Raw genomic sequence first — 15,898 nt, 5'->3', positions numbered from 1 at the left:
GTCGGGCGGTTCGCCGGCTGACCTTGTCCTGTCCAAGACTGCAGGCGCCCGCGAGAAAATTCGATTTCTCAACGGCTTAATCGCATGGCCTGCATAGACGGGTGAAGACCGGATTTCACTTCGCACCCTGCCTTAAGGGCTGGTTTGCGAAACGGGTCTGGTTCGGACCTCGACACGCCGTGGGCCTTCAGGGGCTCCCGGAGGGCAGGCTTTGAATTGTCGTCTCGCCCGGCGCGTGTCCGATGGGTTTTGGCCCGGAGGTTCAGGTTTTGGGTGGGACGATGGGTGCAACCCGGCGGTCCCGCTTTCGCGATGACCGCCAACCGGAAAGAGCTTGCTGTGGAACGAGCGGCAAAAAAGGAAGCGGTCGAACAGCTCAATGGGGTCTTCAAGACCACGAGCGTCGCGGTCGTTGCCCAATATTCCGGCCTCACCGTTGCCCAGATGCAGAAGCTGCGCACGCAGATGAAGCAGGCTGGCGCCTCGGTGAAGGTCTCGAAGAACCGTCTCGCCAAAATTGCTCTTGAAGGCACTGACGTCGTTGCCATCGGCCCCATGCTGAAGGGGCCGACCGTGATCGCTACTTCGAACGATCCGGTGGCGGCGCCAAAGGTCGCCATCGAATTCGCCAAGGCGAACGAAAAGTTCGTCATCGTCGGCGGCTCGATGGGGAAGACCGTCCTGAATGTCGACGGCGTGAAGGCGCTTGCCTCGCTGCCGTCGCTTGATGAACTGCGCGGCAAGATCGTCGGCCTGCTTGTGGCCCCGGCGACCAAGCTCGCTCAGCTCGCCAACGCGCCCGCGGGCAAGCTCGCGCGCGTCATCCAGGCTCATGCCTCAAAGGGCGAAGCGGCCTGACGCCCTTCGCAAAACTCAAACCCGAACCAGACTTACATTCAAGGAAACTGAACAATGGCTGACTTGCAGAAGATCGTTGACGACCTCTCGAGCCTCACCGTGCTCGAAGCTGCCGAACTCGCGAAGCTCCTCGAAGAGAAGTGGGGCGTTTCGGCTGCCGCGGCTGTCGCCGTGGCTGGCCCGGCTGGTGGTGGCGCTGCTGCCGCTCCGGCGGAAGAGAAGACCGAGTTCACGGTTGTTCTCGCCAACGCCGGCGACAAGAAGATCGAGGTCATCAAGGAAGTCCGCGCCATCACCGGCCTGGGCCTGAAGGAAGCAAAGGACCTCGTCGAGGGTGCGCCGAAGCCTGTCAAGGAAGGCGTGAACAAGGACGAAGCCGAGAAGATCAAGGTCCAGCTCGAGAAGGCTGGCGCGAAGGTCGAGCTCAAGTAAGCAACGCTTACTGGCGCGAGATCCCGGGCAAGCATCAGCGAGACCGGGGTCTCGGTCCACGCCTTGAAGGGGTGGGCCAGATGCAAAAGGCGTGCGACGGAACGTCCCGACGCAGGTCGAACACGAAAAAGTGTGGGGATTTGAGGGTTTACCCCTCGAATCTCCACTATTGTCGCCCCATATCGGTTCGGCAGCACGAAAGCGCGGTGGGCAGGGATGCCGGATTTCCCTGTAAGCCGTTGGGAGAGCAGGCTATTTCGGGCTTTTGCAGTCCGTGAAGACGATCGTTGTGACGGGCGGGCGCGCACCAGCGCCCCGCGCGTCGTTTTGCGTTTTGAAGGTCTGAAGAACAGATTCAGGACATTCCCGCCTGAAACTGAGTCTCCGGCCCCCAAAGCGGGTTCGAAAAATTCAACCCGGGGAGCGGTGGCAGCCGCGTTCCGGACGGCGCGCCCAGAGCGGGCGACGAAAATGAGAGGCCACGATGGCGCAGCAGACATTCACCGGTCGCAAACGCGTTCGCAAGTTCTTCGGACACATCAAGGAAGTCGCCGAGATGCCGAACCTCATCGAGGTTCAGAAGGCGTCCTACGACCAATTCCTGATGGTCGACGAACCCCAGGGCGGGCGGTCCGATGAGGGCTTGCAGGCGGTGTTCCGCTCGGTGTTCCCGATCTCGGATTTCTCGGGCACCTCGATGCTGGAATTCGTCCGCTACGAGTTCGAGCCGCCGAAATACGACGTCGACGAGTGCCGCCAGCGCGGCATGACCTTCGCGGCACCCCTCAAGGTGACGCTGCGCCTCATCGTGTTCGATATCGACGAGGAAACCGGCGCGAAGTCGGTGAAGGACATCAAGGAGCAGGACGTCTACATGGGCGACATCCCGCTCATGACGATGAACGGCACCTTCATCGTCAACGGCACCGAGCGCGTCATCGTCTCGCAGATGCACCGTTCGCCGGGCGTGTTCTTCGACCACGACAAGGGCAAGACCCATTCCTCGGGCAAGCTGCTGTTCGCCGCCCGCGTCATTCCGTACCGCGGCTCCTGGCTCGACATCGAGTTCGACGCCAAGGACATCGTCTATGCGCGTATCGACCGTCGCCGCAAGATTCCGGTGACGTCGCTGATGTTCGCCCTCGGCCTCGACGGCGAGGCGATCCTGTCCACGTTCTACAAGAGGATTCTCTACAAGCGGACCAAGGAAGGCTGGCGCGTTCCGTTCGACGCCAACCGTTTCCGTGGCTACTCGACCATCAACGACCTGATCGACGCCGACACCGGCAAGGTCGTGCTCGAGGCCGGCAAGAAGCTCACCGTGCGCGGTGCGCGCCAGATGCAGGAGAAGGGCCTGAAGGCGCTGCGCCTGTCGGATGAGGAGCTCGTCGGCAACTACCTCGCCGAGGACCTCGTCAACCCGAAGACCGGCGAGATCCACGCGGAGGCCGGTGAAGAGATCACCGACAAGTCCATGAAGGCCCTCAACGAGCAGGGCTACAAGGAGCTGCCGCTGCTCGACATCGACCACGTCAATGTCGGCGCCTACATCCGCAACACGCTCTCGGCCGACAAGAACATGACGCGCGAGGACGCGCTGTTCGACATCTACCGCGTGATGCGTCCGGGCGAGCCGCCGACGCTGGATTCGGCGCAGGCCATGTTCCAGTCGCTGTTCTTCGACGCCGAGCGCTATGACCTGTCCGCGGTCGGTCGCGTCAAGATGAACATGCGCCTCGACCTCGATGCGCCCGACACCCAGCGTACGCTGCGCAAGGAAGACATCCTCTCCGTCATCAAGACGCTGGTGGATTTGCGCGACGGCAAGGGCGAGATCGACGACATCGACCATCTCGGCAACCGCCGTGTGCGCTCGGTCGGCGAGCTCATGGAGAACCAGTACCGCATCGGCCTGTTGCGCATGGAGCGCGCGATCAAGGAGCGCATGTCCTCGGTCGACATCGATACGGTCATGCCGCAGGACCTGATCAACGCCAAGCCGGCGGCTGCCGCCGTGCGCGAGTTCTTCGGCTCCTCGCAGCTCTCGCAGTTCATGGACCAGACCAACCCGCTGTCGGAGATCACCCACAAGCGCCGTCTCTCGGCACTTGGACCGGGCGGTCTGACCCGCGAGCGCGCCGGCTTCGAGGTGCGCGACGTGCATCCGACGCATTACGGTCGTATCTGCCCGATCGAGACGCCGGAAGGTCCGAACATCGGCCTGATCAACTCGCTCGCGACCTTCGCGCGCGTGAACAAGTATGGCTTCGTCGAGACGCCGTACCGCAAGGTCAAGGACGGCCGCGTCACCGACGAGGTCGTGTATCTCTCGGCGATGGAAGAGGGCCGCTACACGGTCGCGCAGGCCAACGTGCCGCTCGATCCGAAGGGCCGCTTCACCGAAGACCTCGTGGTCTGCCGTCACGCCGGCGAAGTCTTGCCGGTGACGCCGGACAAGGTCGACTACATGGACGTGTCGCCGAAGCAGCTCGTGTCGGTCGCCGCGGCGCTGATCCCGTTCCTCGAGAACGACGACGCCAACCGCGCGCTGATGGGCTCGAACATGCAGCGCCAGGCGGTGCCGCTGGTTCGCGCCGAGGCGCCGTTCGTCGGCACCGGCATGGAAGGCGTGGTCGCGCGTGACTCGGGTGCCGCCATCGCGGCGCGCCGCTCGGGCGTGATCGACCAGATCGACGCGACCCGCGTCGTCATCCGCGCCACGGAAGATCTCGACCCGACCAAGTCGGGCGTCGATATCTACCGGCTGATGAAGTACCAGCGCTCCAACCAGTCGACCTGCATCAACCAGCGTCCGCTGGTGAAGGTCGGCGACATCGTCAAGAAGGGCGACATCATCGCCGACGGTCCGTCGACCGATCTCGGCGAGCTCGCGCTCGGCCGTAACGTGCTCGTCGCGTTCATGCCGTGGAACGGCTACAACTTCGAAGACTCGATCCTGCTCTCCGAGCGGATCGTGAAGGAAGACGTGTTCACCTCGATTCACATCGAAGAATTCGAGGTGATGGCCCGCGACACCAAGCTCGGACCCGAGGAAATCACCCGCGACATTCCGAACGTCTCGGAAGAAGCGCTGAAGAACCTCGACGAAGCCGGTATCGTCTACATCGGTGCGGAAGTGCGCGCCGGCGACATCCTGGTCGGCAAGATCACGCCGAAGGGCGAAAGCCCGATGACGCCGGAAGAAAAGCTCCTGCGCGCCATCTTCGGCGAAAAGGCCTCCGACGTTCGCGACACCTCGCTGCGCGTTCCTCCGGGCGTGCAGGGCACGATCGTGGAAGTGCGCGTGTTCAACCGTCACGGCGTCGACAAGGACGAGCGTGCGCTGGCGATCGAGCGGGAAGAGATCGAGCGTCTGGCCAAGGACCGCGACGACGAGCAGGCGATCCTGGACCGCAACGTCTACAACCGTCTTGCCGAGCTGCTCGAAGGGCGGCAGGGCATTGCGGGTCCGAAGGGCTTCAAGAAGGACACCAAGATCACCCGTGCGGTGCTCGAGGAGTACCCGAAGTCGCAGTGGTGGCTGTTCGCCTCGCCGAACGACAAGCTGATGGCCGAGATCGAGGCCATGCGGAAGCAATACGACGAGTCGAAGAAGGGGCTGGAACAGCGCTTCCTCGACAAGGTCGAGAAGCTTCAGCGCGGTGACGAATTGCCGCCCGGCGTGATGAAGATGGTCAAGGTCTTCGTCGCGGTGAAGCGCAAGATCCAGCCCGGCGACAAGATGGCCGGCCGCCACGGCAACAAGGGCGTGGTGTCGAAGATCGTGCCGATCGAGGACATGCCGTTCCTCGAAGACGGTACGCATGCCGACATCGTGCTCAATCCGCTGGGCGTGCCCTCGCGCATGAACGTCGGACAGATCCTCGAGACCCATCTCGGCTGGGCCTGCGCCGGCCTCGGCAAGCGTATCGGCCAGACGGTCGATGCCTACCTGTCGAAGCAGGACATCAAGCCGCTGAAGGAAACCTTGAAGAAGGTCTACGGCGAGGACGAGACGATCAAGTCGCTCAACGACAACGAGCTGATCGAGCTCGGTCACAATCTGAGCCGCGGCGTGCCGATCGCGACGCCGGTGTTCGACGGCGCCAAGGAAGCCGACATCGAGGAGATGCTGAAGCTTGCCGGTCTCGACGCTTCGGGTCAGTCGACCGTCTATGACGGCCGCACCGGCGATCCGTTCGATCGCAAGGTGACGGTGGGCTACATCTACATGCTCAAGCTGCACCATCTCGTCGACGACAAGATCCATGCGCGTTCGATCGGTCCGTACTCGCTCGTCACCCAGCAGCCGCTGGGCGGCAAGGCGCAGTTCGGCGGCCAGCGCTTCGGCGAAATGGAGGTGTGGGCGCTCGAGGCTTACGGCGCGGCGTACACGCTCCAGGAGATGCTGACGGTGAAGTCGGACGACGTCGCCGGCCGCACCAAGGTGTACGAGGCGATCGTGCGCGGCGACGACACGTTCGAGGCCGGTATTCCGGAATCGTTCAACGTGCTGGTCAAGGAAATGCGCTCGCTCGGCCTCAACGTCGACCTGCACAACTCCAAGATGGGTCCGGCGCCGACGTCGGAAGCGGCCGAGTAATTCGACCTTTCATGCCCGGCCTTCACGGCCGGGCACTGGTGCCCCTCCCGAGGCCTTGAGGGCAGGGCGCCCCGCTTAAGTGATTTTCGAATTTGCGGCCGGAGGCGACCGGCACGCGAGGAGAAGACGATGAACCAAGAAATTATGAATCTCTTCAACCCGACGACGCCGGCTCAGGTCTTCGACCAGATCCGGATCTCGATCGCGTCTCCAGAGAAGATTCTGTCCTGGTCCTACGGCGAGATCAAGAAGCCGGAGACCATCAACTACCGTACCTTCAAGCCCGAGCGCGACGGCCTGTTCTGCGCCCGCATCTTCGGGCCGATCAAGGACTACGAGTGCTTGTGCGGCAAGTACAAGCGCATGAAGTACAAGGGCATCATCTGCGAGAAGTGCTCGGTCGAGGTCACGCTGTCGCGCGTCCGGCGCGAGCGCATGGGCCATATCGAGCTCGCAGCCCCCGTCGCCCACATCTGGTTCCTGAAGTCGCTGCCCTCGCGCATCGGCCTTCTGCTGGACATGACGCTGAAGGATCTCGAGCGGATCCTCTACTTCGAATATTACGTCGTGCTGGAGCCGGGCCTCACCGCGCTCAAGGACCGTCAGCTGCTGTCGGAAGACGAGTATCTGAAGGCGCAGGACGAGTACGGCCAGGATTCCTTCACCGCCATGATCGGCGCCGAAGCGATCCGCGAGCTGCTGAAGGGCATGGACCTCGAGAAGCTCGAGGCGACCTTGCGCCTCGAGATGCAGGAGACCGACTCCGACATCAAGCACAAGAAGCTCGCCAAGCGCCTGAAGATCGTGGAAGCGTTCCGCCACTCCGGCAACAAGCCGGAATGGATGATCATGACCGTGGTCCCGGTGATCCCGCCGGACCTGCGTCCGCTGGTGCCGCTGGACGGCGGCCGCTTCGCGACCTCGGACCTCAACGACCTCTACCGCCGCGTCATCAACCGCAACAACCGCTTGAAGCGGCTGATGGAGCTGCGCGCGCCCGACATCATCATCCGCAACGAGAAGCGCATGCTTCAGGAAGCGGTCGATGCGCTGTTCGACAACGGCCGCCGCGGCCGCGTCATCACGGGTGCCAACAAGCGCCCGCTGAAGTCGCTCGCCGACATGCTCAAGGGCAAGCAGGGCCGCTTCCGTCAGAACCTGCTCGGCAAGCGCGTCGACTATTCGGGCCGTTCGGTGATCGTGGTCGGTCCCGAGCTGCGCCTGCATCAGTGCGGCCTGCCGAAGAAGATGGCGCTCGAGCTGTTCAAGCCGTTCATCTATTCGCGGCTTGACGCCAAGGGCCTGTCCACCACCGTGAAGCAGGCGAAGAAGCTGGTCGAGAAGGAGCGGCCCGAGGTCTGGGACATCCTGGACGAGGTGATCCGCGAGCATCCCGTGCTGCTCAACCGCGCACCGACGCTGCATCGCCTCGGCATCCAGGCGTTCGAGCCCGTGCTGATCGAGGGCAAGGCGATCCAGCTTCACCCGCTGGTCTGCGCCGCGTTCAACGCCGACTTCGACGGCGACCAGATGGCCGTGCACGTTCCGCTGTCGCTCGAAGCGCAGCTCGAAGCGCGCGTCCTGATGATGTCGACCAACAACATCCTGCATCCGGCGAACGGCCAGCCGATCATCGTGCCGTCGCAGGACATCGTGCTCGGTCTCTACTACGTCTCGATCATGCGCGAAGGCCTGCCCGGCGAGGGCAAGATCTTCGGCGACATGGCCGAGCTCGAGCACGCGCTGCATGCGAGGGTCATCCACCTCCACACCAAGATCAAGTACCGGTGGCAGGGCATGGATGAGACCGGCAAGGTCTCGACGCGGTGGATCGAGACCACCGCGGGCCGCGTCATGCTCGGCAATCTCCTGCCGAAGAACCCGCGGATTTCGTACGAGATCATCAACAAGCTGATGACCAAGCGCGAGATCTCCGGCGTCATCGACCAGGTCTACCGCCACTGCGGCCAGAAGGAGACGGTGATCTTCTGCGACCGCATCATGGCGCTCGGCTTCTACAACGCGTTCAAGGCCGGCATCTCGTTCGGCAAGGACGACATGGTCGTGCCGCACGGCAAGTGGAAGATCGTCGACACCACCCGTACGCTGGCGAAGGATTTCGAGCAGCAGTACAACGACGGTTTGATCACCCATGGCGAGAAGTACAACAAGGTCGTCGACGCCTGGTCGAAGGCCACGGAAGAAATCGCCAAGGCGATGATGAAGGAGATCTCCGCCACCAAGAAGACGGCGAGCGGAGCCGATGCCGACATCAACTCGATCTACATGATGGCTCACTCCGGTGCCCGCGGTTCGCCGGCCCAGATGCGCCAGCTCGCCGGCATGCGCGGCCTGATGGCCAAGCCGTCGGGTGAGATCATCGAGACGCCGATCATCTCGAACTTCAAGGAAGGCCTCTCGGTGCTCGAGTACTTCAACTCGACCCACGGCGCCCGCAAGGGCCTCGCGGACACCGCGTTGAAGACCGCGAACTCGGGCTACCTGACCCGTCGTCTCGTCGACGTCGCGCAGGACTGCATCATCACGCAGAACGACTGCGGCACCAAGCTCGGCATCAAGATGCGCGCTATCGTCGATGCCGGCACCGTGGTTGCCTCGCTCGGCTCGCGCATCCTGGGCCGCACGGCCTGCGAAGACGTGCGCGACAGCTCGGGCAAGGTGATCATCAAGCGCGGTACGCTGATGGAAGAGAGCCATCTGGATGCCATCCATCAGGGTGGCGTGCAGGAGGTGAAGATCCGCTCGGCTCTGACTTGCGAACTCGTCAACGGCATTTGCGGCATGTGCTACGGCCGCGACCTCGCCCGCGGCACGCCGGTCAACCACGGTGAAGCCGTCGGCGTCATCGCGGCGCAGTCGATCGGCGAGCCGGGCACCCAGCTCACCATGCGCACCTTCCACATCGGTGGTGCGGCGCAGCTCAACGAGCAGTCGTTCGTCGAATCCAACTTCGACGGCAAGATCGTGATCCGGAACAAGGCCATCGCCCGCAACAGCGAAGGTCACCTGGTCGCGATGGTGCGCAACATGGTGGTGGCAATCGTCGATGCCGACGGCACCGAGCGTGCGACGCACCGTATCCAGTACGGCTCGCGCCTGCACGTCGACGAGGGCGACAACGTCAAGCGCGGCCAGCGCATCGTCGAGTGGGATCCCTACACCCGTCCGCTCCTCACCGAAGTCGAAGGTACCATCGGCTTCGAGGATCTGGTCGAGGGGCAGTCGATCTCGGAAACGCTCGACGAAGCCACCGGTATCGCCAAGCGCGTGGTCATCGACTGGCGCTCGACCCGCGGCGGCTCGGACCTGCGTCCGGCCATCGTGGTCAAGGGCAAGGACGGCAAGGTGCTCAAGCTCGCCCGTGGCGGCGATGCCCGCTACATGCTGTCGGTCGACGCCATTCTCTCGGTCGACGTCGGAGCAAAGGTCAACCCGGGCGACATCCTCGCCCGTGTCTCGACCGAAAGCGCCAAGACGCGTGACATCACCGGCGGTCTGCCGCGGGTGGCGGAACTGTTCGAGGCACGGCGTCCGAAGGATGCGGCGATCATCGCCGAAATCGCGGGCACCATCCGGTTCGGGCGCGACTACAAGAACAAGCGTCGCATCTCGATCGAGCCGATGGACAAGACCGACGAGCCGCGCGAGTACCTGATCCCGAAGGGCAAGCACATCCACCTTCAGGACGGCGACGTCGTCGAAAAGGGCGACTTCATCGTGGAAGGCAACCCGGCGCCGCACGACATCCTCGCGGTCAAGGGCATCGAGGAACTCGCGGCCTATCTGGTCAACGAAATCCAGGAGGTCTACCGGCTCCAGGGCGTGCTCATCAACGACAAGCACATCGAGGTGATTGTCCGTCAGATGCTCCAGAAGGTGGAAGTCACCGACCAGGGCGACACGGACATGATCTCCGGCGAGCAGGTCGACAAGATCGAGTTCGACGCGCTCAACGAGAAGGCCAAGGAAGAGGGCAAGAAGATTGCCACGGGGACGCCGGTTCTGCTCGGCATCACCAAGGCGAGCCTCCAGACCCGCTCCTTCTTCTCGGCGGCCTCGTTCCAGGAGACCACCCGCGTCCTCACGGAAGCGGCGGTCAACGGCAAGGTCGATCCGCTGGAAGGTCTCAAGGAGAACGTCATCGTCGGCCGGCTGATCCCGGCGGGCACCGGCGCCTCCATGGCCAAGATCCGCGAAGTCGCGATGAAGCGCGACAAGCTGATCCTGGACGAGCGCGAGAAGCAGGCGGCCGTCGTGTCGCCCGCACCGGAAGCTGAGCTTCCCGCGCTGCCGCCTGCGGAATAATGGTTCATCCGTAAGAATACGAGGATAACGAAAAGGCCGGCGAAAGCCGGCCTTTTTGCTGCTTTGTTTGCCCTGTTGCGTTGCGGGATCAACCTTTGTTCATCTTTCCTTCAGCCGCAAAAGCGCTTCTGCTAAGGGAACTTAGACCGGTGGTCCCGTGACGGGGGCAGGGCCGGAGACCACGGAACTCACATGCTTGATCTCGCAATCGTAGGCGGCGGCCCCGGCGGGCTGATGAGCGCCTGGTACCTGAAGCGTAAGCTCGGTGATCTCTGCCGCGTCACCATCTATGAGGCCTCTGACCGGCTCGGCGGCAAGATCGTCACGCGCAAATTCGATTCCGCGCCGGCGATGTACGAGGCCGGCGTTGCGGAGATCTACGACTACTCGATGACGGGTCCCGATCCGCTGCGCGAGCTGATCCAGCATTTCGGACTTCAGACCATTCCGATGGACGCCGAGCAGGTGCAGTTCGGCGGCGAGCTCCTCAACGACGTGCCGGGCATGCGCCGCAAATACGGCGACAAGACTGCGGCGGCGATCGAGGCATTCCGCAAGCGCTGTGCCGAGGCGATGTCGCCGATCGAATATTACGAGGGCGTCGGCGCGCACGACAACGAGAATCCCTGGGCCTACAAGACCGCCGAGCAGGTGCTCGACGAGGAGGTCGAGGACGAAACCGCAAAGCGTTTCTTCAAGGTGATGGCGCGCTCCGACATCGCGACCGAAAGCCACAACACCAACGGGCTCAACGCGCTCAAGAACTATCTGATGGATGTCGACGGCTATATCGGCCTCTATTCAATCCAGAACGGCAATGAGCAACTGATCGAGTGCCTGCAGTCGGAGGTCAATGCCGACATCCAGCTCAACCATCGCGTGCTCACCGTCGGCAAGGCGCCGACCGGCCGCTACCAGCTGAAGATGATGAACGGCAAGGGGCCGGAGACGCGCGACTTCGACCTCGTGCTGGTCTGCCTGCCGCATTCCTGGCTCGCCACCGTCGGCTGGGAAGGCGAGCAGCTGCGCAAGTCGATGGTCAAGCACGTCTCGTACTTCGATCGTCCCGCGCACTATCTGCGCGTCTCGATCCTGTTCGACACGCCGTTCTGGGGCGAGAAGATTCCCGGCGCCTGGTTCATGTCGGAAGCCTTCGGCGGCTGCTGTGTCTACAACGAGGGCGCGCGCCACGACGTCGGCAAGCACGGCGTGCTGAACTGGCTGATCCCGGGCTCCGACGCGCTGGCCTTCGCCAATCTGTCGGACCAGGAACTGATCGATGCCGCGCTGAAATCGCTGCCGGCCTCGCTCGGCGATGCGCGTTCGCATTTCGTGGAAGGCAAGATCCACCGCTGGCTGTCGTCGGTGAACGCGATCCCGGGCGGTTTGCCCGTGCGCGACGTCATGACCAACCACCGGCCGGAGCCGAAGGAGCACCCCGGCATCGTCGTGGTCGGCGACTATCTGTTCGACTCCACGCTGAACGGCCTGCTCGATTCCTCGGACGCTGCGACCGACATCATCCTGACCGAGATGATGCGCCTGCGCCGCGAACGTGCCCAGGAAGAGGGCCAGCCGGTCTCGGACAAGATCGACCGCGACTATTTCGAGAACTATCGCGGCCTCGGTCCTTACAGCGAGGCGTGGCGGCACTTCACCGATCCCGATTATCTCGGCAAGCTGATCGGCATCGTCTGGGGCAAGGCCAAGGGCGCCAAGCTGCTGGTCGCGGGCTCCGCCAGCGGCGAGCTGGTCGGCGCGCTGCGCGATCGCGGCATCGATGCTTGGGGCATCGAGAACAACCGCGCCATCCACGCCAGGACGCCGAAGGCGCTGAAGAAATACAACAAGCTCGGCTCGATCACCGACATGCCGTTCAAGGACGGCGCCTTCGACTTCGTGTTCGAGACCAGCCTCTGCCATGTTTCCCCGAAGCAGGTGGTCCGCGCGATCCGCGAGCTCAACCGTGTGGTCAGGACCGGCCTCGTGTTCGGCTCGATCACCTCGGACATGGCTTCGGTGGTGATCGACCGCTACGACCTCTTGCGCGGCGTCAAGAAGCTCGGCACCTGGTGGGAATGGTCCGAGCTGTTCTTCGGCAACGGCTTCGACCTGTCGATGCATCGCAAGGACTGCGCCGATGCGCTCTGGGAGGCGACGCTTGCCGCCAACAAGGGCCCGGGCCAGTGGTACGCCGACGCGGATTCCTTGCGCTATTCCTTCTTCGACAAGGTCGAGGACGAGGACGACGACTAGAGGCCGGCCCGGCCCGGCCTAGCCAATTGCTTTGCCGAATTCATCATGATCGCATAGAATCGGTGCGATAGCGGCTACCGCTATGTCCTGCTTTCTCCGCGGTCATGCCGGCCGTCAGCATCGGTTGGTTTCATGGCGTCCAAGCCCCTCCCGCCCGACAAACAGAAGCTCGCCGTGGAAGAGGCGGCCGAGCTCGACGACAAGCTCGTCCCCGCCAAGCCGGACCTCGAAGACGACGAGGACGACGAAGACGAGGAGGATGACGAGCTGGAGCTCGACGACGACGATGAGGACGAGGACCTCGTCGTCTTTACGGCGCGCGAGGCCGCCGGCGCGCTCGCGACCATCCTCGGTTTCGTCAAGCCCTTCCTGTCCAACTACAAGCGGATGCTGTCATTCGTGGCGTTCGGCGTCTTCGTCGAGACGCTGTTCAACGTCATCATGCCGCTCAGTCTGAAGTACCTGATCGACGACGCGCTCGGCGAGGAGGATTTCCAGGCGCTCTACAAGATCCTCGGCGTGCTCGCGGTCGCCGGCATCTTCACCTCGATCGTCGCGGTCTGGTACGAGCGCTGGGACGCGCGGCTGGCCGCCTGCATCATCTCCGACGTCCGCAAGCGCCTGTTCGAGCATGTCCAGGACCTGCCGGCGGCCTATTTCGGCCGCACCAAGCGCGGTGAGATCCTGTCGCGCTTTTCCGTCGATCTTTCGGCCTTCGAGGGCTCGGTCAAGACCTTCGCGAACAGCGCAGCGCTGCCGTTCCTGGAACTGATCGCCGGTATCATCCTGATGGTGTTCCTGAACTGGCAGCTCGCCGCGGTCGCGCTGCTGGTGTTCCCGATCACGCTGATCGGCCCGCGCATCCTCACCCCGAAGGCGGTGCAGGCCAATTACGAGCAGAAGCAGAACGAGAGCGCGCTGCTCGGCATGGTGCAGGAGAACGTGGCGGCGCAGGCCGTGATCAAGGCGTTCAGCCTGCAGCGCAAGATGTTCGGGTTCTTCCGCTTCCGCAACGACGAGACGCGCAACAAGATCGCCTCGGCCGCGTTCCTGTCGACCATGGTGGAGCGGACGGTCACCATTTCGGTTCTGCTGCTGCACCTCGTCGTGCTCGCGATCGGCGCTTATCTCGCGACCAAGGGCCAGATCACCATCGGCACCTTCGTCACCTTCGAGAGCGCGTTCTGGGAGGTCTCCTACAACATCGCCCACGTGATGCACTTCATCCCGGTGTCGATCTCCTCGGCCGCCGCGATCCGCCACATGCAGGAGCTGCTGGACGAGCCGACGCGCGGCGCCGATCGTCCCGGCGCGCCCGATCTGCCGCGCATCACCAACGACATCACCTTCGACCACGTAACGTTCCAATACGAAGGCAGCCAGACGCCGGTGCTGGACAATCTCAGCCTCAAGCTCAATGTCGGCAAGCGCATCGCCATCGTCGGACCCTCGGGCTCCGGCAAGAGCACGCTGCTGAATCTGATTCTGCGGCTCTACGTGCCAGACGAGGGGCGCGTCACCATCGACGGCGTCGACGTCCGCAAGGTGACGCTGGATTCGCTGCGCCGGAGCATGGCGGTGGTGTTCCAGGAAAACATGCTCTTCAACATGTCGATCCGCGAGAACATCCGGCTCGGCAAGGAAGGCGCGACCGACGAGGAGGTGGAGGACGCCGCCAAGAAGGCCGAGATCCACCGCTACATCATGAGCCTGCCGCAGCGATACGACACGCCGGTCGGCGAGCGCGGCGACACCCTGTCGGGCGGCCAGCGCCAGCGCATCGCGATCGCGCGCGCCATCATCCGTAACCCGTCCGTGCTGCTGCTGGACGAAGCCACCTCGGCGCTCGACCAGACCACGGAAGCCGCAATCAATCGCACGCTGCTGAAGGTCGCGAAGGGGCGTACCATGATCTGGTCGACCCATCGCCTGACCTCGGTGGTCGAGATGGATGAGATCATCGTGATCTCAGGGGGCAGGGCGATCGAGCGCGGCTCGCATGCCGAGCTGCTCGCCAAGAACGGCACCTATCGCAAGCTCTGGAACGACCAGATCCACCAGCCGCACGGCGCCGTGGCTCAGGCCGATGACGACAGCGACGATGACGACGAGGATGAGGACGACCTCGACGAGGATGATGAGGACGAAGACGACGAGGAGGAATGACCGAGGAAGTTCGGCTCCAGATCGAAGGCTCCTCCCAGCGGCCGCAATAGCCCCTGAACCGACCAGGCAAAGAAGCGCGCCCAGCGCTGCGCCGCCCAGTAGGGGCTCGTCGCAATCGAGACCGAGCGGAAGTCGAACGCCTTCGCCGCCGACCATTCGTCGCAGGCCCGCTTGACCGGGTCGGCGTAGAACGCGGCGATCTTGGCCGCGTCCATTCCGTCGGAGGCGAGCCAGTCAGGGATGTAGACGTTGCACAACCGCTCGACGTCGGTGAAGACCTTGTCGCAGCCGGTGCCGGCGGCGGGGCAGGACGTCGCGAAGGCGTCGCCCACCAGCACGAGGCCGGGCTGGCCGCCTGCGTCATTCTCGTAGAGATCGACCGGGCGGATCTTGATCTCGCCGGGGATGTCGAAGGCGCCGGTGATGCGCTTGAGCCGGGGCAGGGCGGCGTTCAGCGTCTCGCTAGGTGCGCGGCGCAGCTCGCGCAGCCAGGGATCGTCGAAGCTGCGATAGACGAACAGATTGGCGCGCATCCGCGTGCCGACCGGAAACAGCGTGATGTAGGGGATGCGGTCGCTCGGCCGTTCCGAGAAATAGGTCAACGCCGGGAAGTCGAACGAGCTCCGCCCCGCCGGCACCACGTCGAACCCGATCGAGATCGAATGGCAGGCGCTGACGACTCTTCGCGCGATTCCCAGCTGGTGGCGCAGGCCGACATTCAGGCCGTTGGCGAGCACGACGAGTCGGGCCGAGATCGTCTCGTCGTTGGAGAGCGTGATCTTTTGCCGCTCCGGGCTGGTCTCGAGCGAAACCGCCTTGGCACAGATGCGCTCGACGCCGGCAGGGATTTCGTCGCGGATGGCGTTGACGAGGGAATCGTAGAGCATGTTGAACTGCCGGCTCGGCGCCTTGTCGAGCAAATGGCCGAAGCGGGCGATCCAGTTCTCGCCGGCAAAGGTCGCGCGGCGGAGCACCGATTCTCCGATTCCGGTCTTCAGGAATCGCTCGACCTGCACGTGGCCGCTGAGTTTTTCGACCCGAAAGTCCGCCGGATAGCTCTCATGCGGATCGATCAGCACCGTCGAAATGCCGGCGCGGCCGAGCATTGCGGCGGCGGCCGACCCGGATAATCCTCCGCCGATAATGGCGATGTCGGTGTACCGCATGACGCAATTCTCTGCCGAAGGCGGCAGATTGACGCATCAACAGGAAAAAAAGCCTTAGCAGGAGTCATAAAAGTATATTTCGCCCGGGTAT

General features: G+C 63.5%; 7 protein-coding genes. 6 read left to right on the top strand and 1 reads right to left on the bottom strand.

Features of this window, described 5'->3' with window-relative positions; genetic code table 11:
* Positions 1 to 339 precede the first annotated feature (339 nt).
* The 6 genes from rplJ to NLM25_RS27550 all read left to right on the top strand — a co-directional run bounded on the left by rplJ (position 340) and on the right by NLM25_RS27550 (position 14,641).
* Positions 340 to 858, top strand: coding sequence for a 50S ribosomal protein L10 (rplJ, locus tag NLM25_RS27575; RefSeq protein ID WP_195803885.1), 519 nt, complete (start codon positions 340 to 342; stop codon positions 856 to 858).
* A 54-nt stretch (positions 859 to 912) separates the two neighbouring features.
* Complete coding sequence (gene rplL / locus NLM25_RS27570) at positions 913 to 1,290, top strand: 50S ribosomal protein L7/L12 (protein ID WP_254120476.1); 378 nt, start codon at positions 913 to 915, stop codon at positions 1,288 to 1,290.
* 484 nt (positions 1,291 to 1,774) lie between these two features.
* Entirely contained in the window at positions 1,775 to 5,893 is a 4,119-nt protein-coding gene (gene rpoB / locus NLM25_RS27565) for a DNA-directed RNA polymerase subunit beta (RefSeq protein ID WP_254120474.1), read from the top strand.
* 129 nt (positions 5,894 to 6,022) lie between these two features.
* Positions 6,023 to 10,219 carry a DNA-directed RNA polymerase subunit beta' gene (gene rpoC / locus NLM25_RS27560; RefSeq protein ID WP_254120472.1) on the top strand — a complete coding sequence of 1,399 codons (4,197 nt, stop codon included), beginning with the start codon at positions 6,023 to 6,025 and terminating at the stop codon, positions 10,217 to 10,219.
* A gap of 192 nt (positions 10,220 to 10,411) precedes the next feature.
* Entirely contained in the window at positions 10,412 to 12,475 is a 2,064-nt protein-coding gene (locus NLM25_RS27555) for an FAD-dependent oxidoreductase (RefSeq protein ID WP_254139074.1), read from the top strand.
* A 132-nt stretch (positions 12,476 to 12,607) separates the two neighbouring features.
* Positions 12,608 to 14,641 carry an ABC transporter ATP-binding protein gene (locus NLM25_RS27550; RefSeq protein ID WP_254139073.1) on the top strand — a complete coding sequence of 678 codons (2,034 nt, stop codon included), beginning with the start codon at positions 12,608 to 12,610 and terminating at the stop codon, positions 14,639 to 14,641.
* On the opposite strand, the gene NLM25_RS27545 is transcribed toward NLM25_RS27550, so the two are convergent.
* Entirely contained in the window at positions 14,554 to 15,807 is a 1,254-nt protein-coding gene (locus tag NLM25_RS27545) for an NAD(P)/FAD-dependent oxidoreductase (protein WP_254139072.1), read from the bottom strand. The genes NLM25_RS27550 and NLM25_RS27545 overlap by 88 nt on opposite strands.
* Between the last annotated feature and the right edge of the window lie 91 nt (positions 15,808 to 15,898).

The sequence above is a fragment of the Bradyrhizobium sp. CCGB01 genome, from assembly GCF_024199795.1.
In the GTDB taxonomy this organism is placed as follows: Bacteria; Pseudomonadota; Alphaproteobacteria; order Rhizobiales; family Xanthobacteraceae; genus Bradyrhizobium.
This window is presented reverse-complemented; position numbering and strand designations above follow the sequence as displayed.